This is a genomic window from Acidovorax sp. 99 (assembly GCF_003096455.1).
Taxonomy (GTDB): domain Bacteria; phylum Pseudomonadota; class Gammaproteobacteria; order Burkholderiales; family Burkholderiaceae_C; genus Acidovorax; species Acidovorax delafieldii.
On the sequence record NZ_QEKU01000001.1, the window covers coordinates 69,893 to 94,023 of the forward strand.

At 64.1% G+C, this 24,131-nt stretch carries 18 protein-coding genes; 2 read left to right on the forward strand and 16 right to left on the reverse strand.

Annotated features, from left to right (window positions below; all coding sequences use genetic code 11):
• From typA to C8C95_RS00450, 10 genes are all read right to left on the reverse strand, one after another.
• The gene (gene typA, locus C8C95_RS00405; protein ID WP_056063883.1) at nucleotides 1-1,824 is read right to left on the reverse strand and encodes a translational GTPase TypA; all 1,824 of its coding nucleotides are present in this window, start codon (nucleotides 1,822-1,824) and stop codon (nucleotides 1-3) included.
• On the reverse strand, nucleotides 1,821-2,822 hold the full coding sequence (gene truB / locus C8C95_RS00410; RefSeq protein ID WP_116747268.1) for a tRNA pseudouridine(55) synthase TruB: 1,002 nt from the start codon (nucleotides 2,820-2,822) through the stop codon (nucleotides 1,821-1,823). The genes typA and truB overlap by 4 nt, the downstream gene beginning before the upstream one ends.
• 3 nt (nucleotides 2,823-2,825) lie before the next feature.
• A complete protein-coding gene (gene rbfA, locus C8C95_RS00415) occupies nucleotides 2,826-3,197 on the reverse strand; it encodes a 30S ribosome-binding factor RbfA (protein ID WP_008904004.1) in 372 nt (123 codons plus the stop codon).
• An 18-nt stretch (nucleotides 3,198-3,215) separates the two neighbouring features.
• A complete protein-coding gene (infB, locus tag C8C95_RS00420; RefSeq protein ID WP_056746494.1) occupies nucleotides 3,216-6,089 on the reverse strand; it encodes a translation initiation factor IF-2 in 2,874 nt (957 codons plus the stop codon).
• Nucleotides 6,090-6,113: 24 nt separating this feature from the next.
• A complete protein-coding gene (gene nusA, locus C8C95_RS00425; protein WP_056063891.1) occupies nucleotides 6,114-7,598 on the reverse strand; it encodes a transcription termination factor NusA in 1,485 nt (494 codons plus the stop codon).
• 80 nt (nucleotides 7,599-7,678) lie between these two features.
• Nucleotides 7,679-8,275: a ribosome maturation factor RimP gene (gene rimP / locus C8C95_RS00430; RefSeq protein ID WP_056063893.1), complete on the reverse strand. Its 597-nt coding sequence runs from the start codon at nucleotides 8,273-8,275 to the stop codon at nucleotides 7,679-7,681.
• Nucleotides 8,276-8,651: 376 nt separating this feature from the next.
• A complete protein-coding gene (locus C8C95_RS00435; protein WP_116750079.1) occupies nucleotides 8,652-12,005 on the reverse strand; it encodes a DEAD/DEAH box helicase in 3,354 nt (1,117 codons plus the stop codon).
• Between the two features lie 200 nt (nucleotides 12,006-12,205).
• Nucleotides 12,206-12,607, reverse strand: coding sequence for a thioredoxin family protein (locus tag C8C95_RS00440; protein WP_116747269.1), 402 nt, complete (start codon nucleotides 12,605-12,607; stop codon nucleotides 12,206-12,208).
• A gap of 59 nt (nucleotides 12,608-12,666) precedes the next feature.
• A complete protein-coding gene (locus C8C95_RS00445; RefSeq protein ID WP_116747270.1) occupies nucleotides 12,667-13,947 on the reverse strand; it encodes a cytochrome c in 1,281 nt (426 codons plus the stop codon).
• Nucleotides 13,948-13,961: 14 nt separating this feature from the next.
• The gene (locus C8C95_RS00450; protein ID WP_116747271.1) at nucleotides 13,962-14,774 is read right to left on the reverse strand and encodes a c-type cytochrome; all 813 of its coding nucleotides are present in this window, start codon (nucleotides 14,772-14,774) and stop codon (nucleotides 13,962-13,964) included.
• Between the two features lie 141 nt (nucleotides 14,775-14,915).
• Here C8C95_RS00450 and C8C95_RS00455 point away from each other — a divergent pair, with 141 nt between their 5' ends.
• Together C8C95_RS00455 and C8C95_RS00460 are read left to right on the forward strand one after the other, a co-directional pair.
• The gene (locus C8C95_RS00455; RefSeq protein ID WP_116750080.1) at nucleotides 14,916-16,409 is read left to right on the forward strand and encodes a PLP-dependent aminotransferase family protein; all 1,494 of its coding nucleotides are present in this window, start codon (nucleotides 14,916-14,918) and stop codon (nucleotides 16,407-16,409) included.
• A 287-nt stretch (nucleotides 16,410-16,696) separates the two neighbouring features.
• Entirely contained in the window at nucleotides 16,697-17,047 is a 351-nt protein-coding gene (locus C8C95_RS00460; RefSeq protein WP_116747272.1) for a hypothetical protein, read from the forward strand.
• Nucleotides 17,048-17,127: 80 nt separating this feature from the next.
• On the opposite strand, the gene C8C95_RS00465 is transcribed toward C8C95_RS00460, so the two are convergent.
• From C8C95_RS00465 to C8C95_RS00490, 6 genes are all read right to left on the reverse strand, one after another.
• Entirely contained in the window at nucleotides 17,128-17,859 is a 732-nt protein-coding gene (locus C8C95_RS00465; protein WP_116747273.1) for a prepilin-type N-terminal cleavage/methylation domain-containing protein, read from the reverse strand.
• A gap of 27 nt (nucleotides 17,860-17,886) precedes the next feature.
• Nucleotides 17,887-19,197, reverse strand: a complete 1,311-nt coding sequence (locus C8C95_RS00470) for a prepilin-type cleavage/methylation domain-containing protein (protein WP_116747274.1) — start codon at nucleotides 19,195-19,197, stop codon at nucleotides 17,887-17,889.
• The gene (locus tag C8C95_RS00475) at nucleotides 19,194-20,423 is read right to left on the reverse strand and encodes a type II secretion system protein (protein ID WP_116747275.1); all 1,230 of its coding nucleotides are present in this window, start codon (nucleotides 20,421-20,423) and stop codon (nucleotides 19,194-19,196) included. The genes C8C95_RS00470 and C8C95_RS00475 overlap by 4 nt, the downstream gene beginning before the upstream one ends.
• Nucleotides 20,420-22,519 carry a hypothetical protein gene (locus C8C95_RS00480; RefSeq protein WP_243415601.1) on the reverse strand — a complete coding sequence of 700 codons (2,100 nt, stop codon included), beginning with the start codon at nucleotides 22,517-22,519 and terminating at the stop codon, nucleotides 20,420-20,422. Before C8C95_RS00480 ends, C8C95_RS00475 begins: the two co-directional genes overlap by 4 nt.
• 244 nt (nucleotides 22,520-22,763) lie before the next feature.
• The gene (locus C8C95_RS00485) at nucleotides 22,764-23,549 is read right to left on the reverse strand and encodes a prepilin-type N-terminal cleavage/methylation domain-containing protein (protein ID WP_116747277.1); all 786 of its coding nucleotides are present in this window, start codon (nucleotides 23,547-23,549) and stop codon (nucleotides 22,764-22,766) included.
• Entirely contained in the window at nucleotides 23,549-23,962 is a 414-nt protein-coding gene (locus tag C8C95_RS00490) for a hypothetical protein (RefSeq protein ID WP_133246188.1), read from the reverse strand. Before C8C95_RS00490 ends, C8C95_RS00485 begins: the two co-directional genes overlap by 1 nt.
• Nucleotides 23,963-24,131: the final 169 nt, after the last annotated feature.

Below are 24,131 nucleotides of genomic sequence, written 5' to 3' on the forward strand. Positions count from 1 at the left end.
TCAAGAACGGGAGGCGCGCTTGCGCTCGTTTTCGGTCAGATAGCGCTTGCGCAGGCGCACGGACTTGGGCGTGATTTCGACCAGTTCGTCGTCCTCGATGAACTCCACGCCGTATTCGAGCGTGAGGTCGATCGGAGGCGTGATCTTGATCGCGTCTTCCTTGCCGGACACACGGAAGTTGGTCAGCTGCTTGGTACGTGTGGCGTTCACCACCAGGTCGTTATCACGGCTGTGGATGCCGACGATCATGCCTTCATACACAGGGTCGTTGGCCTTCACGAACATGCGACCACGGTCGTCCAGCTTGCCCAGCGCGTAGGTGAAGATTTCACCGTCGTCCATGGAGATCAGCACGCCGTTCTTGCGGCCGCCGATGTCACCCTTGTGCGGTTCGTAGCTGTCGAAGATGTTGCTGATGAGGCCGGAGCCGCGCGTCAGGTTCAGGAATTCGTTGGTGAAACCGATCAGGCCACGGGCCGGGATGCGGTACTCCAGGCGAACGCGGCCACGGCCGTCGGACTCCATGTTCACCAGCTCGCCCTTGCGCTCGCCCAGGGCCTGCATCACGCCGCCCTGGTGGCCTTCTTCGATGTCGGCCGTCACCAGCTCGATAGGCTCGTGCTTGACACCGTCGATGTCCTTGAACACCACGCGGGGCTTGGACACGGCCAGCTCGTAACCTTCGCGGCGCATGTTTTCCAAGAGGATGGTCAGGTGCAGTTCACCACGGCCCATCACTTCGAAGATGCCTTCTTCGTCGGTTTCGTTCACACGCAGGGCCACGTTGTGCTGCAGTTCCTTTTGCAGGCGGTCCCAGATCTGGCGGCTGGTCACGAACTTGCCTTCGCGGCCGGCCAGCGGGCTGGTGTTCACGCAGAAGTTCATGGTCAGCGTGGGCTCATCCACCTTCAGCATGGGCAGCGGCGCGGGGTTGGCGGGGTCGGTCACGGTCACGCCGATACCGATGTCTTCAATGCCGTTGATCAGCACGATGTCGCCAGGGCCCGCCAAGGGGGTCTGCATGCGATCGAGGCCCTGGAATGTCAGCACCTGGTTCACACGGCCCTTCACGGCCTTGCCATCAGGGCCTTCCATGACGATCACGTCCTGCATGGGCTTCAGGGTACCCTGGCTGATGCGGCCCACGCCGATGCGGCCCACGAAGCTGGAGAAGTCCAGCGCAGAGATCTGCAGCTGCAGCGGCGCATTGGCATCGCCCGTGTTGGGTGGAACGTGCGAGAGGATGGTGTCGAACAGGGCCGACATGTCGGGGCCCCACTGCTCACCGGGCGCACCTTCTTCCAGCGACGACCAGCCGTTGATGCCCGAGGCGTACACCACGGGGAAGTCGAGCTGTTCATCAGTAGCACCGAGCTTGTCGAACAGGTCGAACGCGGCGTTCACCACCTTGTCGGGGTTGGCACCGGGCTTGTCCACCTTGTTCACCACCAGGATGGGGCGCAGGCCCAGCGCCAGGGCCTTCTTGGTCACGAAACGCGTCTGGGGCATGGGGCCTTCTTGCGCATCGATCAGCAGCACCACGCTGTCCACCATGGACAGCGCACGTTCCACTTCGCCACCGAAGTCCGCGTGGCCGGGGGTGTCCACGATGTTGATGTGCGTGCCCTTCCAGCTCACGGCGCAGTTCTTGGCCAGGATGGTGATGCCGCGTTCCTTTTCGATCGCGTTGTTGTCCATCACGGTATCGACGACCTTTTCGTGGTCGGCGAAGGTGCCGGACTGGCGCAGCAGCTGGTCCACCATGGTGGTTTTGCCATGGTCAACGTGGGCAATGATGGCGATATTGCGGATTTGTTTAGTCATAGTTTTTCCAATATGCCGCTGTGCGCCATGGACGCGGAATGCGGCGTGCTTTCCAAAATTTGTTGAATTTCCAGCGGACTCAGGAGCCTGTCCGGCACCAGCTCCCCGCCCACGATGTGGCCCACCCCCAGCAGCGCCGGGGGATTCTCGCCAAACACCGCCACGGCACTGGCATCGGGCCAGTTGCCACGGCGACGCACGCCCGACAGGAATCGGGCTGCATTCTCACCGTCCAGCGTGACACGCATGTGTTGTGCCAGCAGTGACTCGGGCGCTTCCAGACTGGCCAGGCGTTCTGCCTCGGGCATGGCCTCCAGCTGCGCCAGCGTGACACAGCGCTCCACACCAATGCCCCCAGTGTCGATGCGGCGCAAGAAAGTCAGATGAGCCCCGCAGCCCAACGCCGCACCAATGTCTTCACCCAACGTACGGATGTAGGTGCCCTTGCTGCAGGTCACTATCATTTTAATAGCTGCCTGCGCTTGATCCGTCTGCACCAGCGTCAGCTTGAGGGCATGGATGATCACGTCCCGTGCTTCGCGCTCCACCGTGACACCGGCGCGTGCATATTCATACAGCGCCTTGCCGTCCTTCTTGAGCGCGCTGTGCATCGGCGGCACCTGGCGGATGGGACCCGTGAACTGTTGCTGCACAGCCGCCAAGCGCTCTGGCGTGAGTTGGGCAGCATCTACATCGCAGCGTTGCACCACGTCCCCCTCGGCATCGCCGGTGGTCGTGGTGGCGCCGAGCAGCGCAATCGCCTCGTAGGTCTTGGCGGCATCCAGCTGCAGCTGGCTGAACTTGGTGGCGGCGCCGAAACACAGAGGCAACACGCCCGTGGCAAGCGGATCCAGCGTGCCCGTATGGCCCGCTTTCTCGGCGCGCAGCAGCCATTTCGCCTTTTGCAAGGCGTCATTGCTCGAAAGGCCGAGCGGTTTGTCGAGCAGCAACACCCCATGCACAGGGCGCCGCTGCACCCTGGTGCGTGGCGCGTGCATGGACTAATCCTCTTTGGCGCGCGAAGACACCGCCTTGGCGATCAAGGCGTTCATGTCGGCCGCACGCTCGGAGGTGCGGTCGAACACAAAATGCAGCGTAGGCACGGTGTGGATGTGCAGGCGCTTGAACAAGCCATTGCGCAGGAACCCAGCCGCCTGGTTGAGCGCCGCCTGCGTTTCCACAGGGTCGCCCGTCAACAGGCTGAAGAACACCTTGGCATGTGCGTAGTCGGGAGTCACCTCCACGCCCTGCAGCGTCACCATGCCCACGCGCGGGTCTTTCAACTCGCGCGCGATCAGCTCCGTCAGATCACGCTGGATCTGGTCGGCCACCTTGAAGGCGCGGTTGGGGGTGGAAGATTTCTTCGCAGCCATATCGTCGTCACCGAGGCTTTACAGCGTCCGGGCGATTTCCTTGATGTCAAAGAACTCGAGTTGATCGCCTTCCTTGATGTCGTTGTAGTTCTTGAGCTTGATACCGCACTCAAAGCCTTCCTTGACATCCTTGACATCGTCCTTGAGGCGCTTGATCGAGTCGACTTCGCCGGTGTAGACCACCACGTTGTCGCGCAGCAGACGGAACTTGGCGTTGCGATGGACCATGCCGGACGTGATGTACGAACCCGCCACAGTACCGATCTTGGAGGCCACGAACACGGTGCGGATCTCGGCCGTACCAATGACTTCTTCGCGCTGCTCGGGAGCCAGCATGCCGGACATCGCCACACGCAACTCGTCCACAGCGTCGTAAATGATGCTGTAGTAATGCAGGTCCACGCCATTGCCTTCGGCCAGCTTGCGCGCACCGGCATCGGCACGCACGTTGAAGCCGATCACGATGGCCTTGGAGGCGATCGCCAGGTTGATGTCGGACTCGCTGATGGCGCCCACAGCGGCGTACACCAGTTGCACCTTGACCTCGTCGGTCGAGAGCTTGAGCAGCGACTGGGCCAGCGCTTCCTGCGAGCCTTGCACGTCCGCCTTGACGATGATGGGCAGGGTCTTGACCTCACCCGCCGTCATGTCGGCGAACATGTTTTCCAGCTTAGCTGCCTGCTGCTTGGCCAGCTTGGTGTTGCGGAACTTGCCTGCACGGTACGTCGCGATCTCACGGGCACGGCGCTCGTCCGTCAACACCATGAATTCGTCACCCGCCTGCGGCACTTCCGTCAGACCCTGGATTTCGACAGGAATCGATGGACCAGCCGTCTTGGCGACCTTGCCGTTTTCGTCCAGCATGGCGCGCACGCGGCCATAGGTCTGGCCAGCCAGCACCACATCGCCCACCTTCAGCGTACCGGACTGCACCAGCACCGTGGCCACAGGACCGCGGCCCTTGTCCAGCTGGGCTTCGATCACGAGACCCTTGGCCAGCGAATCCACCGGCGCCTTGAGCTCCAGCACTTCGGCCTGCAGCAGCACTTGCTCCAGCAGGGTGTCGATGCCCATGCCGGTCTTGGAGGACACGGGCACAAAGGGCGAATCGCCACCGTATTCTTCAGGCACCACCTCTTCGACCACCAGCTCCTGCTTGACGCGGTCGGGGTTGGCATCAGGCTTGTCAGCCTTGGTGATGGCCACCACGATCGGTACGCCAGCAGCCTTGGCGTGCTTGATGGCTTCCTTGGTCTGGGGCATGACGCCGTCATCGGCGGCCACTACCAGAATCACGATGTCGGTGGCCTGTGCACCACGGGCACGCATGGCCGTGAAAGCCTCGTGACCTGGGGTGTCGAGGAACGACACCATGCCGCGTGGCGTTTCCACGTGGTAGGCACCGATGTGCTGGGTAATGCCACCGGCTTCACCCGCAGCCACCTTGGCGCGGCGGATGTAATCCAGCAGCGAGGTCTTGCCATGGTCCACGTGACCCATCACGGTCACGACCGGAGCGCGCGGCAGCAGCTCTGCGTTTTGCTGGCCTGCATCTTCGTCGGTGAAGGCTTCCGGGTCGTCCAGCGCAGCCACGACGGCCTTGTGGCCCAGCTCTTCCACCACAATCATGGCCGTGTCCTGGTCCAGCGGCTGGTTGATGGTGACCATCTGGCCCATCTTCATCAGCGCCTTGATGACCTCGTTGGCCTTGATGGACATCTTGTGCGCCAGTTCAGCCACGGTAATGGTCTCGGGCACATGCACTTCGATGATGCGTGCTTCGACCGGTGCGGCCTGCTGGTGATCATCACGGTGGTCGCGGTTGTCGCCACGGCGGCCACGCGGGCCACCACGCCAGTTGTTGCGACCGACACCGCCGCTGCTGTCGCCGCGGGTCTTGATTTCTTTTTTCTTGGCCGTGTCATTGGCCCAGCTGGAGGACAGCTTGGCCGACTTCACTTCCTTGCCAGCACCAGGCGCACCCGCGCCCGCTCCAGCAGCAGCGGGAGCACCGGCGCGCGCCACGCCAGTACCGACTGCCGGCTTGTGCAGCGTGCCCTTCTTGGCGTCGCCCACGGCAGCAGGCTTGGCCACTGGCTTGGGTTCCTCGGGCTTCTTGGCGACCATGACCGCCTTCTTGGGCGTGGCCATCATGGAGCGAATGGCGGCAGCTTCTGCCTCGGCCTTGCGGCGACGTGCATCCAAGTCGGCCGCACGGGCGGCTTCTTCGTCAGAGCGGGCCTTGGATTCGGCAGCAGCCTTTTCGCGGGCTTCGTTCTGTGCTGCCGTGCGCGCAGCGGCTTCGGCAGCCTGCTCGCGGGTGGCTTCCTGCTTGACGGCAGAAGCCTGGGCCTTCTTCTCGGCTTCCTGAGCAGCGTAGGCGGCAGCACGCTCTTCGGCTTCGCGCTCGCGCTTTTCGCGGGCTTCGCGCTCGGCACGTTTTTCGGCCAATTCCGCCTCCTGGCGGCGGATCAGCTCGGCCTGGCGGCGGGCTTCTTCCTCGCGGCGGGACAGCTCTAGGTCTTCACTCGACACAGCGGGTTCTTCCACCGCCGCGGGGGCGTGCGACTCTGCAGCAGCCTCTGCACCTTCGTCGCGCTGAATGAACGTGCGCTTCTTGCGCACTTCCACCTGGATGGTACGGGCCTTGCCCGTAGCGTCCGCCTGCTTGATTTCGCTGGTGGACTTCTTGACCAGCGTGATCTTCTTGCGATCGGCCGAGGCCGTGCCGTGGCTGGCCTGCAGGTAAGCAAGCAGCTTTTGCTTGTCCGACTCGGTCAACGCGTCAGAGGGAGCAGCCTTGCCCACGCCCGCAGCCTTGAGCTGGTCGAGCAGGGTTTCAGGCGATTTTTTGAGTTCGGTAGCGAACTCGGCGACAGTGTTACTGGACATATGTGGTTCGTGCCTCCCTGACCTTTACTCTTGCCCCGCGAACCAGTGTTCGCGCGCCTTCATGATCAAGGCTTTGGCTTCCTCTTCAGACTGTCCGGTCAGGTCGGTCAGTTCATCAATGGCCAGATCGGCCAGGTCGTCACGTGTGTGCACACCGCCTTCGGCCAATTTGGCAATCAGCTCAGGGGTGAGGCCTTCGAGGTCGCGCAGGTCCTGGGAGACCTCTTCCACGCTTTCCTCACGGGCAATTTCCATGGTGAGCAGCGCGTCCTTGGCACGGGCCCGCAGCTCGTTGACGGTGTCTTCATCGAAGCTTTCGATCTCCAGCATTTCCTGCAGGGGAACGTAGGCCACTTCTTCGAGGCTGTTGAAGCCTTCGGAGATCAGGATGTCGGCGATTTCCTCGTCCACATCGAGCTTTTCCATGAACAGCTTGCGGGCCGTATCGGTCTCGTTGGCCTGCTTTTGCGCGCTTTCAGCGGCGTCCATGATGTTGATCTTCCAGCCGGTCAGGTCGGACGCCAGGCGCACGTTTTGACCGCCACGGCCGATGGCGATGGCGAGGTTTTCCTCGTCCACGACCACATCCATGGCGTGCTTTTCTTCATCGACCACGATGGAGGACACGTTGGCCGGAGCCAGCGCGCCAATCACGAACTGTGCGGGGTCTTCGGACCACAGCACGATGTCCACGCGCTCGCCAGCAAGCTCGTTGGTCACCGCATTCACACGGGTGCCACGCACGCCGACGCAGGTGCCGATGGGGTCCACGCGCTTGTCATGGGACAGCACGGCGATCTTGGCACGCGAGCCGGGGTCACGGGCGCAGGATTTGATCTCCAGCAGGCCTTGCTCGATCTCGGGCACTTCCTGGCGGAAGAGTTCGATCATGAACTCGGGCGCCGAACGCGACAGGATGATGGGAGCGCCGCGCAGCGTCAGGTCCACTTCCATGATCATGGCCCGCACGCGGTCGCCGCTGCGCAGGTTTTCCTTGGGGATCATTTCGCTGCGGCGCAGACGGCCTTCCACGCGGCCGGACTCGACAATGATGTCGCCCTTGTCCATGCGCTTGACGGTGCCGGTGAAGATCTTCTCGCCGCGCGACATGAAGTCGTTGAGCAACATTTCCCGCTCAGCGTCGCGGATCTTCTGCAGGATGACCTGCTTGGCAGCCATGGCGCCGATGCGACCGATAGGCACCGACTCGACACCCTCTTCGATGTACTCGCCGACTTCGATGTCTGGGATGCGATCCTTCGCATCCATCAGCAGCTCTTCGGCTTCGGGGTTTTGCAGGCCCGCATCGTCGGGCACCACCAGCCAGCGACGGAAAGTCTCGTAGTTGCCGCTGTCGCGATCCACGGACACGCGAATGTCCACCTCGCCCTGGTACAGCTTCTTGGTAGCCTGGGCCAGGGCCGACTCCACGGCGCCCAAGACCACATCACGCTCCACGTTCTTTTCGCGCGAAATGGCCTCAACCAACATCAACAATTCGCGATTCATGCGACGACTCTCCTGTTTTCAATCACCCGAGGGCAAGGCAACGCACTGCAGCCACCCACCCCACAATTTTCAGCAGCAAATCAGGCAGGTGCAGCCCCGGCCTTGCCTGCGCGCCCCTTGAAGTCCACGATCGGCGCAAGGCGCACATCCCGGCATTCGTCCAAGGTGAAGCCCATCGCCTGCAACGGGGCGGGCACGCGTTTCTTGCTAACTCTTTGTCCTGGCTTGACCGGCGGCTCGTCGCTCCAGACGATCTGCCAGCCTCCGGCCTCGGCCCGCTCCAGCGTGCCGCGAAATTTCTTGCGGGTGGCGTTGACCTGGCCTCCCGCTGCTGCGGCGCCGATGGGCGCCTTCAGGGTGATGTCGATGACAGAGCCTTCAAAGCGCACGAAGTCTTGCTCGTGGCGCAAGGGCCGGTCGATACCAGGGGATGACACTTCGAGGCGCTTGTACTCGACGCCATCGACCTCCAGCGCAAACTGCAGCTGGCGGGTGACCTTCTCGCAATCCTCGACCGTCACGAACTGCTCGATCACGGGCTGGGGTGCGTCAGCGGCCGGCTGCACCCAAGGCAAGTCGATGGTGACGCGCAACAGGCCGCCGGCAGAGCGCTCGATCTCCACCAGGTCATATCCCAGTCCCGTCACAATTTGTTCAACGACTTGCTGCAATGCCACGTGTTCAGTTCAATCCCGGATAAACCACACAACTTGCGCCAATCAGGACCAAGCCACCAGCCTGCCCACCGGGAGCACTGCTTGTGCCCCCGCATTTGCGCAAATCCAAAACAAAAAACCCGATAACCCCCGGAGACTCTTCCCCGACAGCTTCGAGCTCCAAAAGCGTTCGACCAAAAAAAACGGGCGGTTGGTACCCGCCCGTTTGGTCGTGAGATTCGTATTGTAGCGTGCAAAGTGTTGATTTGCAAAGGCGCAGACAGGGAAAACTGTTGTCAACACGCTCAGGCAGGACGCCCAAGCCAGCGTCCATGCGGCCCTCCGGGCGGTGCCCTGCCTCGATGGCACCACGCGCTTGTCCAACCTGCACCAGCAGCTATGACAGTGATAGCGGCTGCAGCAGTTCTGCCAGATCGCTTTCGGTGAAGAGCGGCTCCTTGCGGGCAGCAGCTCCGCTGTACAGGCTGCCCGCCAGCTGCGCCTTGCGCTCCTGCAGGGCCAGGATGCGCTCCTCGATCGTCCCCCGCGCCACCAGCTTGATCACCCACACGCTCTGCGTCTGACCCATGCGGTGGGCGCGGTCGGTGGCCTGGTTTTCCACCGCTGGGTTCCACCAAGGGTCGAAATGGATCACCGTGTCGGCCTGCGGCAGGTTCAGCCCCACCCCGCCCGCCTTGAGGCTGATGAGAAACAAAGGCACTTGACCACTGGTGAACTGCTCGATGATCGCGTCGCGCTTTTGGCTCTGCCCCGTGAGCTTGACCCAGGGCAGGTCGCGCTTTTTCAGCTCGGTCTCTATCAGCCTGAGCATGCTGGTGAACTGCGAGAACAGCAAAATGCGCCGCCCCTCGGCCAACATTTCGGGCAGCAGCGTCATCAAATGGTCCAGCTTGGCCGAGGTCTCCACGGCCTTGGCTGCGTCCAGCGGCACCAGTTGCGGGTGGCAGCACACCTGCCGCAGCTTGAGCAGCGCATCCAGGATGGTGATCTGCGATGGCGCCAGCCCCTTAGACTGCAGCGCTTCGCGCACGGTCTTCTCCATGCCCAGGCGGATGGTTTCGTACAGGTCCGCCTGCGCGCCGGTCAGCTCCACAGGCATGACCGATTCGACCTTGGGCGGCAGCTCCCCTGCCACCAGCGCCTTGGTCCGCCGCAGCATGAAGGGGGTGATGCGGGCGCGCAACTGGGCCATGCGCGCGCCGTCGCCCTGCTTTTCGATGGGCGTACGAAACACCTCCTTGAAGCGCGTTTGGCTGCCCAAAAAGCCCGGCATCAAGAAGTGAAACAGGCTCCAGACCTCGCCCAGGTGGTTTTCCATGGGCGTACCCGACAAGCACAGCCGGTGGCGCGCCTGCAGTTCGCTGACCACCTGTGCGGCCTGGCTGCTGGCGTTCTTGATGTTCTGGGCCTCGTCCAGCACCATCAGGTGCCACTGGTGCGCCAGCCAGCGGTCTCGGTCGCGTTGCAGCAGTGAATACGGCGCGATGACCAGGTCGTGCTCGGTGACTTCATCGGCCACTTCATGGCGATCCGCGCCATGCAGCACCAGGCACCGCAGGCCCGGGCAAAAGCGAGCGGCCTCGCGCTGCCAGTTGCCCATCAGGCTCACGGGCGCAATGACCAGCGCAGGGCACGTCAGCCGCCCAGCGTCTTTTTCGACCTGGATGTGCGCCAGGGTCTGCAGGGTCTTGCCCAGGCCCATGTCGTCGGCCAGCACACCAGCCAGGCCGTGGGCCCGCAAAAACTGCAGCCAGTTCAGGCCTTGCTGCTGGTAGGGCCGCAGCGTGGCACGCACGCTGGCGGGCAGCGGCACCTCGGGCAAGGCGCTGGCGCCCCGCAGCTGGGCCAGCATGTCGCGCAAGGCACCGGCGCCCTGCCACACCGCGCCCTCGCCCAGCGCAGCACTGGTGCGCAGGGCGTCCAGGCGCGAGAGCTTCAGGCGGTCGGCGTTGAAGTCACGCGCGCGGTCGCCCGCGAGATCGAGCAGCGCTGCCATCCAGGGCCGCAGGGTATCTGTCGGCAGGCGCACAAACCCGGCACCGGTCAACGACGGCATGTAGACATGTTCCGGCAGCTGGGGCAAGCCCGTCGCAGGGTCCAGCGGCTGCGCCGCCGCGGCGGCAATCAGATCGGGCAGCCAGGGCAGGACGTTGTGGCGCACGCCATCGATCTCCATGCCCAGCGACAGCGCAAACCAGGGCGATGTGGTCGCGTCATCCCCCTCAGGCTGCAGCACCACATCCAGTCGGTCGGCGTGTTGCACCCAGCCATGCAGCGCCGCGTCCAGCGTCACATCAAAACCCGCTTCGCACAGCCCTGCAAAGCCGTTGTCCGCCCAATGCATCCAGTCGTCCTGCGCACGCTCACCAGGGATGCCGAACAGGCCGTCGTCAGTGGCCAGGAGACCCAGACCTTCCAGACGCTCGACGGCATGGCGTTCAGCCACCGCATCGCGCTGCAGCAGCACCTGGCCGCCGTCGGCACCGGGCACCAGCACCGCCAGTTCCTGCCCAGCCCACCAGCCCACATGGCCCTGGTAGTCAAACCGCAACTGCGCGGTGATGAGCCCCATTTCGGCCACCCTGTCGGCAGGCGACGGTGCCAAATGCAAGCGCGCCACGGGCTTCAGCCCCCGCACCTGCGTGAGCGGCCCCAGCGCCGGAGGCAACGGCAACACGCCGTCAATGCGGCGCACCACCTCGGCATGGTGCTTTTGCAGGGCCGCAGCAGTGAGCGCGGGCGCCTTGAACAGCATGGCCACCTGGGCCGGGCTCAGGCCCTCCGCGTGCACCGGGCCGCAAACGCCCTGGACGGCGTCCAGGTACAGCGGCGGGTGGTTGTCGCACAGCATGGCGGTGTCGCCCGGCAGCTGTGCCTGTAGCCCCCAGACAGCCTCGCCGCCTTGCGCAGGCGTAGACGCCTGCCATGCCCGCGTGATCGGCAACGGGTCGCCGCCCCATCGCAAAGGCTCACCCACGGTGGACCCACCCGCATCCACAAACAGGCGGCCTGTGGCCGCAGCCTGCTCCAGCGCCAGCAAGCCCACCGCACCCTCCAGCACCCCAATGGGCGCGACGCTGTAGGCCGAGTAGTACCCCACGCTGCGGGGCATGGCACGCAGCAGCTGCAGCACCTGGCGGTCGGCGTCGCTGGCGCGGTCGTACACCGCCTGGCCGGGCGCGGGCTGGGTGCGGATCTGTTGCGGCTTGGCCCACCCCCCCGTGAGCTTGGGGTACGACACCACGGCCTCCAGCTGCAACTGCGGCACGCTGGTGCGCGCCCGCCCTACGGTAGAGACAAGATAGAGATAACACTCGGGCCGCCCCGGTCGTGCGACTGGCTCCTGCGGCACAGCACCGCCCAGAGCGCGGTCCCACTCCTGCAGCCAGTGCACCAGCCGCGCCTCGGCCTCGGCGCGCGCCAGGGCCTCTTTGCGCTCCTGCATGGTCTTGAGCGCATCGGCGGCCCGCGTGGACGACGGGCCCTGCGCCGGGTCGCGGTGCGCGGCCTCCAGGGTCAGGGCCACAGCGTGCTTGCAATCTGCCCCCACGGGGCAACTGCAATCGCCCGACCATTGCTTGACCTGGCCATTGGGCGCAAGTACCAGTTGCACGGACACTTCGTACGGATCGGGCGAGCTGCCCTGCACTTCACCCGCCAAGGCCCAGCGGCCCTCGGCCTGTTGCTGGAGCCCCACGCGCACCACATCTGCCTGGCGGTACAGCTCCATGCCCCGCTCCCAGGTGCCCTTGTCGCACTGGGCCTGCAGCGAGTTGAGCGGGAACCAGGGTGGATGGGGTGTGGACACAGATTTCGAGCAAAAGTGGCTGTAGCGCTAGTGAATCATGCGCCGTCAGCTATCAAAAAAAGAGTATTCAAGATGTGGACGAAGGTGCGGTAACCACCGCTGCCAGCCCGCAAGCCCGCCCGCTAGGCGCGGCGTCCTGCGCGCACCCGCTCGAAAACGCTCTGGGCCTCGTCCCCCGCCCCGGCACTGCCGGGCGCTGCCGCCTGCAGGCTGGTCAACAACCGCGTGAGCACTGGCGCCTGCGGCAACAACGGGCCCAGGAACAGGGCTCGCTCGCCGTCGGCAATCAGCAGGGTGGGAAAGGTTTCCACATCCAGGTCCCCGACCAGATCGGATTCGTCTTCGATGTCCACCCATTCAAACCGCACGTCCGGGTGTGCACGGGCCAATTCGTCGAACAAGGGGCGATAAATGCCGCAGGTGCCACACCACGCTGCACACAGGCACACGGCCCACCAGCCGCTGGGCGTGGCGGCACCAGGGCTCGTGGGGGTGGGTTCGGGCAGTGCGGCGGGACTGGACATCAAAAGGGCTCCTGGAGGGCCGCGCTGCGGGGCGGCGGGCGCGGGCCCCGGGCCTGGCGCTACATGCCGCGGCGCTCACGCGCGCGATAGACCTCGATGGTACCCACACCTGGCGCCTGGTTGCCCCAGCTGTTGCGCACAAACGTGGTGACCTCCGCCACCTCCTCGTCCGACAAGGTCTGCTGAAACGGCGGCATGCCGTGCGGACGCGGGTTGCCTGCGGTGGCGGGCAGGTAGCCGCCCTGCAGCACCACGCGCACCAGGTTGGTGGGATCGGCCAGCGTGATGGCGCGGTTGCCCGCCAGTGCCGGAAACGCGCCGGGTTCGCCCTGCCCCCGGTCGCCGTGGCACTGCGCGCACTGCTGCTCGTACACCTTGCCGCCCCGCGCCATCGCGCTGGCCGGGGGGGCGGCCACGGTGGCAGGCGCCTTGCGATCCTGCTGCGGCAGGCCCTGCAGGTACACGGCCATGGCGCGCGCATCGGCGTCGCTCAGGTACTGCGTGCTGCGAAACACCACCTCCGCCATGGGGCCCAGCACCGAGCCCTGCGGGGCCACGCCCGTCTTGAGCAGTGCCACCACGTCGTCGGTGCGCCACTCCTTCACGCCCGCCTCGTGCGCCGCATTGAGTGCGGGGGCATACCAGTTCTGCACCGGGATCAATCCGCCGGTGAAGGCCTTGGCGTCCGTCGTGGCGCCCAGTGCATTGCGGGGCGTGTGGCAGGCGGTGCAGTGGCCCAGGCCGTTGACCAGATAGGCGCCCCGGTTGTATTCAGCCGTCTGCGTGGGTTCGGTGGGAGGCGTTCCGGGTGCGAAGAACAGCGCACGCCACACGGCCAATGCCGCCTGCGTGTTGTACGGAAAACGCAGCGCATGGGCGCGGTTGGTATCTGGCGCAGCGGGCACGCTTTGCAGATAGGCAAAGATGGCGTCCGAATCCTCGCGCGTCACCTGCGTGTAGTTGGGGTACGGGAAGGCCGGGTACAGCAGCCGCCCGTCCTTGCTGCGGCCATGGTGCATGGCGCGCCAGAACTCGGCCGAGGTCCAGCTGCCAATGCCTTGCACCCTGTCGGGCGTGAGGTTGGAGCTGTGCACCACGCCAAACGGCGTCTCGATGCCGCGCCCGCCTGCAAACGGCGCGCCGCCCTGGGTGGTGTGGCAGGCCATGCAGTTGCCGACGCGGGCCAGGTATTCGCCGCGCTGCACCAGCACGGGCGTGGATTGCAGCGTCTCGGTGGCGGGCAGAGGCTCTTCGCCACGCAGGTTCAGGCTGATCAGCAGTGCTGCCGCAATGCCCAAGGCGGCCAGAACGGAAGAAATCGTCCAGAGGATGCGTTTCATCGGTGCATCCCTTCTCAGCGTGCCGCTGCAGCAGCGACGGGAACCTCCGCCACACCGCCGCAGCGCGCCGGCATGGCGGCGGGCAGCGTGCGGGCCGGCTTGCCACCCGCCGCCACGGGCTGGGCGGCCAGCCAGGCCGAGACAGCGCTCACGTCATCGGGCGTGAGCTGGCGGGCAATATCGGCCATGCAGTCGGGCACATGCGCGCGGCGCTGGCCGGTCTTCCAGGCGCCCAGCTGGCTGTTGAGGTAGTCACGCGGCAGGCCCAGCAGGCCGGGGATGGACGGTGCCACGCCCGTCATGGCCGCACCGTGGCAGGCCACGCAGGCGGGAATGCGGCGCGCCGCGTCGCCCTGCTGAACCAGCTGGCGGCCCTGCTCCAGCGCGGCAGCGGGTGCTTGTGGTGCAGGCGGCGGTGGGTACGGCAAGTCGAGCGCGGCAAAGTGCTCGGCCATCTCGCGCAGGTAATCGTCCGTCAGGTGCTCGATGAGGTAGCCCATCTGCGGGTAGCTGCGCCGCCCGTCCCGAAAGTTGAGCAGCTGGTTGGCCAGATAGCCCGCCGGCTTGCCCGCAATGCGCGGAAAGTAGCCATCGGGCGTGGCACGGCCTTCCTTGCCGTGGCAGGCGGTGCAGGCCAGCACGCGTGAAGACATGGAAGACACGGGCACCGCGGCCGCAGTGGATGCAGTGGCCACCGGGGTTGCAGGGGTGGTGCTGGCAGGCACGGTCTGGGCCACAGCGCCAGCGCTCAAGGCCAGCGCCAGCACGGCAGCGGCCGCAGGCAGGAAGGCAACGGGGCGCAGCAGGCTGCGCAGGCAATCGATCATGGCTTTTTATCTCTGGGGAAACAGTCGGTGGGCGTGCGCCCACACAGTCCGCCACTCTACGCCCGACCATAAAAACAGTACAGATTCAGTTTCGAGTTAAAAATACAGATCAGTTTGCCCTGCATCAACCTCGCCCTGCCCATGAAGCGCTACGAACGCCACGCCGACGCCATCGCCCAGCTCATCCACAGCGGCGCACTGCGCCCTGGCGACCGCGTGCCCTCAGTGCGCGAGGCCAGCCGCACACGGGGCATCAGCCCGTCCACCGTGTTCGAGGCGTATTACCTGCTGGAGGCCCAGGGCCTGATCCATGCGCGCCCGCGCTCGGGCTACTACGTCAGCGCCCGGCTACCGGGTACGGCCGAGGTTCGACCCGCGGAGCCCCAGCCCTCGCAGCCCGCCGCCACCTCCACCGGCGTGGCCATCAGCGACCTGGTGTTCGAGGTGCTGGGCCTGGCGCGCGACCGCGACCTGGTGCCGCTGGGCTCGGCCTTTCCAGGGCTGGAGCTGTTTCCACTGGAGCGCCTGGCGCGCTGCCTGGGCAGCGGCCTGCGCAAGCTCGACCCGTGGACCATCGTGCAAAGCCTGCCGCCCGGCGACGAACGCCTGCGCCAGCAGATTGCACTGCGCTACGGCGTGCACGGCATGGCGGTGGATGTTGAAGAAATCATCATCACCAACGGGGCCATGGAGGCGCTCAACCTCTGCCTGGAGGCCGTCACCCAGCCCGGCGACGTGGTGGTGGTCGAATCGCCCACCTTCTACGCCGCGTTACAGGCCCTGGAGCGGCTGAACCTGCAGGCGCTGGAAGTCGCCACCCACCCGCGCGATGGCATTGACCTGACCGCGCTGGCCGAGGCGCTGGAGCGCCAGTCCTCGCACAAGCCCCACCAGCCCATCAAGGCCTGCTGGCTCATGCCCAGTTTTCAGAACCCGCTGGGCAGCCTGATGCCCGAGGACAAGAAGCGCGAGCTGGTCGCCCTGCTGGCGCGCCACGGCGTGCCGCTGATCGAGGACGACGTGTATGGCGAGCTGCACTTTGGCCCCCAGCGCCCGCCCCCAGCCAAGGCGTTTGATACCGAAGGGCTGGTGATGCACTGCAGCTCGTTCAGCAAAAGCCTGGCGCCCGGCTACCGCGTGGGCTGGGTGGCGGCGGGCCGGTTTGCGACGGCGGTGCAGCGGCTCAAGCTCATGACCACGCTGTCGACCGCCACGCCGTCACAGCAGGCGCTGTCGGAATACCTGGCCCAGGGCGGCTACGACCGGCACCTGCGCCAGCTGCGCCGCAGCCTGGCCGAGCAGCAGGCGATGGCCCTGGCGGCCCTAGCGCAGCACTTCCCACCCGGCACCCGCGTATCGCGGCCTGAGGGTGGGTACTTCTTGTGGGTGGAGCTGCCGCCTGAAGTGAACGCGCTGGAACTGCACCGACTGGCACTGCAGCAGGGCATTAGCATCGCGCCCGGGCAGATCTTCTCGGCCGACCAGCGGTTTGCGCACTGCGTACGCATCAACTACGGGCATCCAGCGCAGGGACGGCTGGAACCAGCGCTGCGCACCGTGGGCCAACTGGCCACGGGCTTGGCGACCGCCGTGGCAGGGAGGCCATCGCGGCCAAAAATGCTATCCAAACAATAGCTACAAAGACATACCGAACTAGCGCACAGGCCGATTGTTATCAAAACCCTGACCCCAAACCCGGCGTGCAGCCCCCTCGCCCGACCACACTGCATCGCACAACCCAGCACACACCGCGCCAGCCTTGCACCGGGCTGACACCGACACCGCGCGTTGGAAAGGCCCAACCTCGGGTTCTCCCGCAGCAGGCACAGCACTTGCAGCGGCATACTGGCGCCCGCCCGCACTCCGGGCGATGCACCACGGCGGTCCACCCGCCCCGCCTTACAACCCCAACGCCCAGCACCATGGCCGCACCCCAGCATGTTCCGTTTGTGATGGTGGAAGACGAAGACGACTGGGTGGTCTCGTTCGCCCTGGGTCCGCAAGGTGCCGACCGCCTCACCCTGGTGCGCACCCCCCACCTCGAATTCATGCTGCGGCCCGAGCAGCGCGGCGTATCAGTCGGCGCCGAGGCAGGCCAGCGCCCCGCCCTGCTCGTGGCGGTGCAATGGGGTCACAAGTGTGTGGACGTGGTGTCCACCGCCAAGCGCTACAGCCTGGACATCAGCAAGGTGGACAACGCCACCCGCAACGCGGCGCTGCGCGTGCTGGGCAAGATGAACTTTGACCAGCGGTTTCAGCTGGCAGGCATGTGACTCATTAACCCCATCCGGCCTGGCGCATGTAGGCCGAAAGAAGGCCCGGTTGTGGCGCCATGCCGGGTATGGTCCGAGAGTCAGCGCATCATCTTAAAGAGCGCGGTGGTGATGGCGACCTGCGATTCATCCAGCGACGTGGGCGTAGTGCTACCAAACGCCATGCGGTCGTCGATAGGCCAGATTTTGCCGGGCGTATTGGCCGTGACGTCGTTCGCAAGGGAAACGTCGCGAAGACGCCCGAACCGTGCGTCGCTGTTGCCATCAATCTGCTGGTCCAATGCAGCCGCCAACGAGAACGTGGCACCACGAATAACCATCACGTTGCGGGAACGTGTGACATAGTTGCCAACGGTGACATCAGGCTCCGCCCAATTCACGCTCTGGAAACACACCCGCGCTTCCTGCGGGTTCCCGTTGCTGTCGAGGTACACATAACGGTCCTGCTGCCCTTCTGTACGCCCCGCAGGTAAACGAATACCGGCTGCCAGAAAGGCGTTGATCATCGCGTCGCCACACAGCTCCGAGCCCGGCGTGACACTGTTGCCATTGACTCGGCCCGTGGGATTGGTGGGGTTGTCACCGGGAGGGTAGCCCACACCGTTGAAGAATGCCTCGTAAGCCAGTTGCCACCCCTGGATGAAGTCGGTGGACAGACGCTGGTTGGCAGCAGACCGCTGCAAGTCCCGTCCTACCGCCACCGCACCCAGTACGAGGCCAATCACGACCAACGCAATGCTCAATTCAAGAAGCGAAAAGCCGCGCTGCCGCCTCGCAGGCATAACCCCATAGTTCGTTGGTTTCGTTGTCATGGTATGTCGCTCTTTGACCGAAAGGTCTCAATAGCCAATGGCATCCGCCTTCAGCGTGTTGTTGTTGATAGAGATGGCGAGTTCCGTCATGGCAGTGGTTCGCGTAGCGAAGTCCGAGTGCACCTGCTTGGCCTCGATCAGTGCAGCTGTTGCCAGCCCCGTCGTCACCACGGACAAGCCCGCACCCACAGCGGCCGCCACGATGCCTGCGGCAGCCAGTCCGATTTGCACAGCCCGGGCGCCAGCGCTCATCGTGGTGTCCGCAGTGGCTGACACCATCTCCTTGGCCGCACTCAAAACGCCAGCCGCGGCACCGGCAACCCCTGCAAAGGCGGCTGCCTCGTTAGCTTCTGCCAGTTTGACGGCCACGAACAACTGGTCTCGGTAGTCATACAAAGCCCGCTCCATGACGAACGCACCCGTGGCTGCGTTGAAATGCGCATGCGATATGGCAGACAACGCAGCGCCACAGTGCAGTTCGCCAAAGAGTTCCGCATGGCTGGGTGCCACCACAGAGTCGTCATAGATGCTGGTCGCAACGGTACCTGGTGCCTCGAAGGTAGGATCTGCCGAACTGGCAGTGGCATTCGCACCGTCGAAAGCCTTGCCGTCGCCGTCTGCGTCCAGCATGCCGGGAGCAACCAGGGCAAAGGCTATCGAGCGCCGGGTTCCCAGCATCTTCGCGCCCAACCGACCCGCAGGTGCAACCAACGCGTCATTGGCGGTGTTCAGCGCGAGACATACATCCACCAGGTTAACCGCCCTCGCAACACCCAGTGGACAAGGTGGGCTATCAGCAGCGTTGCACGCAGTGTTCAGAGGAGCAGCGTCGTTGCCGGACTGAGTCATCCCCAACTGAACCGTGGACACGGAAGGGATTGGAGGCGCCTTTCCGTTAGGCGCGTCCTGGTTCTGCGGCTTGGGGTTGGGGGTACGCACGCGCAGCGGATTCATGCGGTCAACGGCGCTGGCCAGATCCCTGTCTTCATGCGGGGTGGCCGATGGTTCACGGTAGACACCGTAGCGCAAAGCACCCGCCTCCGGCCGGGGAAGTCCCAGCGTGCGCCATGGAACGAAGCCCACCTGGCGCAAGCCACCGCCCTCGGTGCATGACTCCACACCTGCTGTATCCGCAGCGGGGCAGGGAAGGCGATAGTTCGAGTGCAGATAACCCACCAGGGCATCGCGTGTTTGCTGCTGAACATCCACCTGCACAGTGGTGACGCGCTGACGTTCCGAAAGCTGCCAGAAGACAATAGCACCGGGCAATATCAAACCCAGCGCAAGCAGGATGACCGAAACCTCGACCAGGGTGAACCCTTGCATGCTGCGCTTCATGGGTTGAGTCCCTTCACATCCAGCTTGGTGGCACTGGACAGTGCCTGCGTAAACGTGTCGTACACCTTTGCAGCGTAGGCATCGGTGGCCGCCTGCTTTTCTTTAGCCACCTGCAGTGCAGCCTTTGCTTCGTCCAACGCCTTGGCCGCATACACGGTTTGGGCAATGGCCACCGCCAAGTTGGCTGCAGCAATACCCACCACAAAAGCGGTGACCCCTTCCGAGTTGGCCGCAGATGCAATGCTGATCACACCGCTAGCAGTGGCCACCGCCAGGGCCAGGGCCGCTGTGGCAACTCCCGACTCTGCCGACTGCACGGCAGACTCTGCCGCGGTGATGTCGAACACACGCAACGACCAATATTCCTGCATGACGCGCGCACTGTCGTACGCCGCGTAAGCCCCTTGTGCAGTGGCCTGCATTTCACTCAGCCGTCCCACGCATCCAATGCGTGCATCCAGATCCGAAGCCCCCACAGCGACAGTCAAGTCGTCATAGCTTGCGTCTTGCGGCCGTCCCGGGAAATCGAATCGCCAGGTGGCGCTGGCCCCCACTGCGTTATTGCCGTCAAACTGATTGTTCTCTCCCGGATGAACCAAGATATAGGCAACTGGCATGCTGTCGGACACATTGCCAGCACTCAGAATGCCGGCCGCTGCCGGGTTGGCAGCAAACCGACGCAGTCCATGGCACCAATCCAGTCCATTCGCCACAACACGGCGCGCGCTGGCAGCCGTGATGGCGGCCGTTGCGCGAGCAGCGGCTGCGTTGACGGTCGCCGACGCCGCGATAGGTGGCGAGAACGTAGGGTATGTCGGTATCACCGGCATGTCCGTGAAATCGATATTCAGGTCTGGAGACACGGACGCCACTGGCGCAACCGCAAGATCCACGCTGCCGCCTCGATTGACACCGTAGTGAAGTTGGCCAAAGGGGCTGCTCAACCCCAGGCTTTTCCAAGGCAGTCGCACTGCGGTGGGATCACTGCAGGCTTCACCGCCACCCGAATTGGATGCCGGACAAGGCAGTCGGTGATGCGCGAGCACAAAGCCCTCCACAGCCGCTTGCGCCTCGCCCAGCTGCCGCAACATCGCAGGCCTCTGCATCGGTTCACGGGTAGACACCACCCAGCGCCATACAAAAATACCGATGATTCCGACAATCGCAAGAACCACGGCCAACTCCACCATGGAGAAACCATTCTCCTTCCGCAGGGAGCGCTTCATCGCGTGCCCCCTTTCTGGTCCACCTTGATGAGGATATCCAAAGCAGCACTAGGGGGCATGGGTGTCACGCCCTTTCCAGTGATGTTGCAAGGGGGCGGATTGTCAGCCTGGGTCTTGAGTTGGTTGTATATGTTCTGTGCATCAGTCACTCGTTTGTTGGCCTCGCCCAGCTGGCTCTGAAGGGCATTGAGCTCCCTCTGCAGCTTGATGGGCTTCAGGTACTTGGCATCCGGATCTGGGCTGACTGATGAACCGCCAAAGAGGTCCACCAACGCCCCCTGGATACCACCAGACGTCACGATGTCGCCCGCTTGGCAAACACCGCTGGCTGTGGTCGTGCAGCCAATCGCTGCAGGTGACGCCCCCACAAAAATGGTGTAGCGCCCCGCATTGCGCAAGTTGGAATAAGCCGTTTGGAAACTCGTTTGCGCCGACCCAACGCTCGCTTGAGCCGCCGACAGATCGGCCTGCGCTGCATTGAGGTTGGCTTGCGCATTGTTCCGTTCGGTGACCGCCTTGTCATATTCACCTTGCAGTGCAACAGGGTCGTTCAGAAGCGTGAGCTGCGAAGTCTTCTCGAGCCTTTGTTTTTGCAGCGTGGCCTTCACTGCGGGGTCGGTGGTGGCAGCGATCTGGGCATCCAGCGCGGCGATGTCCGTATTGAGCTGGGTGATCAGCGTGGTCCGGTTGGCCAGCATGTCAGCATAGGTCGCCACCTGGTTGGTCCACTGCGTCACTGCCGTTTGGTAGTTATCGCGGCGCTGTGTGGCTGCATTCAGGGAGAACGAACTGGACTCCCAGGTGGTTGCCGCATCCAGAGCCGGCTGTATGCGCGAGTCAATGCTGGTGCTGCTGCCACCGGCGCGCACCTGCGCCACCAGATTGTTGATGGCATTGGTGCGCGCGATGTTGGCTGCATTCAACTCATTGGTCTTGTCATTGATTTTGGTGATGAGCGCATCGCGAGCCGCCACAGCGTCGTCCCACTCCTTCTTTGCTGCGGTGAGTGCCTGCGTGTAATCAGTGGATGGGCATGTGAGAGTGGACGAATCCACCGAACTGTCTGCCAGCGCCAGCGCATTGCCGGCCATGATGGCTGCCACGACGTTCAGCCCCACGGAGACGCCGTTGGCGTACAGCACACCGCCGGTCAGCGCAACGGCAGCGGTATGTTGCGGAGCCGCGGCGCAGGCGTTTACCGCAAGCCCCAGCGTTGCGGCGCAGAGCGCCCACTCTACGGCCGCATTCCCGGCATCTGCAATTCCGCCCAGAATCGTGCCCGTCATATCCGCTGCCGTGATCGCAGCCCCCAGCGCGGCAAAAACGATAGCTTGTTTTGCGGCAGCAATGTTTCCGGTCTTCAGGTCATCCACCTGCAAGACCACGTCATGCGCCAACGCCACGGTGTTGATGGAGTCGATCAGCGGAGCACAGTGCAGCCCGGCCAGAAGGCTCGCATAGGAACGCTCCAGCACGATGTCGTTGTAACGGGACAGCAAAGGCCGAAGGGTCGGATCTTCCACGGCACTGTCGGCGGACGCATTCGCCCCATCGAAGAGCGATCCGTCTCCGTCTGCGTCATCGTTACCCGGGTGGACAAGCGCGTACGCAGTGGTGCGTACCGGCGACGACCGCACTTCGGCCATGCCAATCGCAAATGGGGTCGTACGCCCATCATCCAGGCGCTGGCAGAGGTCCGTCAAGGTGAGAATATCTGCTTGGTAATCCCCTCCGGTCGCGGTGGTAGCACGCATGCTGGCGTATGTCTTGCCCGTGGTGTCATATTCGAGAGGCCGCCAGGCGTCATCCAGTAAGGTCAGATCATTTTTCCCACCGCCTCGTTGAACCAGATAGCGCAACTGCCCCACATCCACGCCTGGGTCTGCACCGGCCAAACGAAGCGACACGGAAGGCAACCAGCCTTTCTGGTCAGCAGCACCACAGTCCTCGATACCGTCACGGTTGGTGTCAGGACAAGGCAGCCGCCGCATTACCGTAGCAAAGGTAACAATGGCGCGGTCTGCTTGCGAGAGCGCTTGCCGCTCCTGGCGTGAAGAATCCACCGCCGACCGCTCGCGCCATTGCAAGTAGCCCATGGTCGCGAGGCCCGCCAGAACGGCGATGAGGAGCAAGACCTGCACCATCCCAAAGCCGCGTGAACGAGCCCCAAAGAAACCGCAGCACTCACTGGCCACCTGAGGCAAACGGCTCCCCCCGAGGGTCTGCCCTTGCGGTTCCACAATGCCAGCGCCTGAGCCAGAAGCAGTCTGCGACGGCTTCGGCATAAGCTGAGCAACGGCAAGTATCAACATGAACATGAGTTATCAGTCCCGAATTCGGCTACGGCAGACTCGCACGCAACCAGCCAGCCAGCTGTGCCGGTGACTCGGCCACGACCACGTCATCGGAGGCAAACCGCAACGGAGCAGAAGGGCTGGCTGCACAGAGGCTGGTCATCGTGTGGGGGGGGTCCAGACGGCTGCCATCGTTGTCGCGGTCTTGCAATGGCACAACCACCCAATAGGCAGCAGACATAACTGCGTTGGAAACGCAATCAATGGCCCCAGCGGCCCCTCCATCCCCCGTCAGGTAGGCCCGCGCGGTCGACAAAGGGAGTGCAGATGCATTCACCAGCGCCGCGATCAAGTCGGTGACATCCAGATAATTGGCCTCGCTGACGGAGTCACCGGTGCGTTCTTTGGAAACGGCAAGGTCTGCGTCCAGCAAGACATTGGCGTTGGAGGCGCGAAATACGGCATAGCGCGCTCGCAGCTCCTGGGTAGGAATTTCAAGCCCGAGGCTCACGTAGGGAAACCAACCCAGCTGGTTTCCACTCGAACAAGCCCCCGCAGTGAACGACTCGTACCCGGTTGCCACAGCGCTTACGTCGGGACACGGCAGGCGCCCATTGCGCAACGCAAAAGCACGCAATATTGACTGCAACTGTTGCGCCTGTGCGCGACCTCTCTCGATCTGCTGCTGCTGGGAGATAGTCTCATAAGCGCTGAACGAGGCCCAGGACAAAAGTCCCGCCACGACCAACGCTACGGACAACTCAATCATCGACAGGCCCGCCTGCGATTTGCGACCACGCCTTTGAAGCAATTGCAACCTTGCACCAGTCATCACGACTTCCCCGCGTTGGCTGCGCGCCGCGCGCCGGATTGCAGATCGGCGGCCTCCGCACTGATGCGTGTGCTGAGCTGCTGCAACTGACTCAGTACCTCCTGGCGACGCGCAATGTCCTCGGGCTTTGAGCTTCCCGATATCTTCTGGAGTTCCGCGCTAAGCGCCTGGACCTTGGTTGTGCTATCCAGCATGCTCCGAAGCGCCTGGAAATAGCGTGGATCGGCACTCCCCTGCGACAGTTGCTCCAGCTCGTTGATAAGCGGGAGCGCCTTCTCGGGTGAGCCGAGTGCTCCGCTAGCCATCATGGCCGAAATGTCAGAGCGCACCTGGGCCAAACGCTTGCGGCGTTCGTCAGCCGTGATCGGAACCACAGCAGCAGGCGCCTGCGTCCCGGCAATCTGGGGAGTCATCGACGAAGGCGGCTCACTCGCAAAGCCCGACAAACTACCGGCCGAGCCCGGTGGCTCCGACCGAGCCGGCAAACCCGTGGTCGACTGTGGGACAGATCCCACCGCCACAGAGCCGTCCCGCCCTCCTACAGCCCAGCCGGCGAAGAACACGACAACCAGTACCAGTACG

What these genes read in the sequence shown, in the direction of transcription:
- typA (WP_056063883.1), bottom strand. Translation starts at nt 1,824, where the DNA reads ATGACTAAACAAATCCGCAATATCGCCATCATTGCCCACGTTGACCAT.
- truB (WP_116747268.1), bottom strand. Translation starts at nt 2,822, where the DNA reads ATGCACGCGCCACGCACCAGGGTGCAGCGGCGCCCTGTGCATGGGGTG.
- rbfA (WP_008904004.1), bottom strand. Translation starts at nt 3,197, where the DNA reads ATGGCTGCGAAGAAATCTTCCACCCCCAACCGCGCCTTCAAGGTGGCC.
- infB (WP_056746494.1), bottom strand. Translation starts at nt 6,089, where the DNA reads ATGTCCAGTAACACTGTCGCCGAGTTCGCTACCGAACTCAAAAAATCG.
- nusA (WP_056063891.1), bottom strand. Translation starts at nt 7,598, where the DNA reads ATGAATCGCGAATTGTTGATGTTGGTTGAGGCCATTTCGCGCGAAAAG.
- C8C95_RS00435 (WP_116750079.1), bottom strand. Translation starts at nt 12,005, where the DNA reads ATGGAGCTGTACCGCCAGGCAGATGTGGTGCGCGTGGGGCTCCAGCAA.
- C8C95_RS00440 (WP_116747269.1), bottom strand. Translation starts at nt 12,607, where the DNA reads ATGTCCAGTCCCGCCGCACTGCCCGAACCCACCCCCACGAGCCCTGGT.
- C8C95_RS00445 (WP_116747270.1), bottom strand. Translation starts at nt 13,947, where the DNA reads ATGAAACGCATCCTCTGGACGATTTCTTCCGTTCTGGCCGCCTTGGGC.
- C8C95_RS00450 (WP_116747271.1), bottom strand. Translation starts at nt 14,774, where the DNA reads ATGATCGATTGCCTGCGCAGCCTGCTGCGCCCCGTTGCCTTCCTGCCT.
- C8C95_RS00455 (WP_116750080.1), top strand. Translation starts at nt 14,916, where the DNA reads ATGAAGCGCTACGAACGCCACGCCGACGCCATCGCCCAGCTCATCCAC.
- C8C95_RS00460 (WP_116747272.1), top strand. Translation starts at nt 16,697, where the DNA reads ATGGCCGCACCCCAGCATGTTCCGTTTGTGATGGTGGAAGACGAAGAC.
- C8C95_RS00465 (WP_116747273.1), bottom strand. Translation starts at nt 17,859, where the DNA reads ATGACAACGAAACCAACGAACTATGGGGTTATGCCTGCGAGGCGGCAG.
- C8C95_RS00470 (WP_116747274.1), bottom strand. Translation starts at nt 19,197, where the DNA reads ATGAAGCGCAGCATGCAAGGGTTCACCCTGGTCGAGGTTTCGGTCATC.
- C8C95_RS00475 (WP_116747275.1), bottom strand. Translation starts at nt 20,423, where the DNA reads ATGAAGCGCTCCCTGCGGAAGGAGAATGGTTTCTCCATGGTGGAGTTG.
- C8C95_RS00480 (WP_243415601.1), bottom strand. Translation starts at nt 22,519, where the DNA reads ATGGGCTACTTGCAATGGCGCGAGCGGTCGGCGGTGGATTCTTCACGC.
- C8C95_RS00485 (WP_116747277.1), bottom strand. Translation starts at nt 23,549, where the DNA reads ATGACTGGTGCAAGGTTGCAATTGCTTCAAAGGCGTGGTCGCAAATCG.
- C8C95_RS00490 (WP_133246188.1), bottom strand. Translation starts at nt 23,962, where the DNA reads ATGACTCCCCAGATTGCCGGGACGCAGGCGCCTGCTGCTGTGGTTCCG.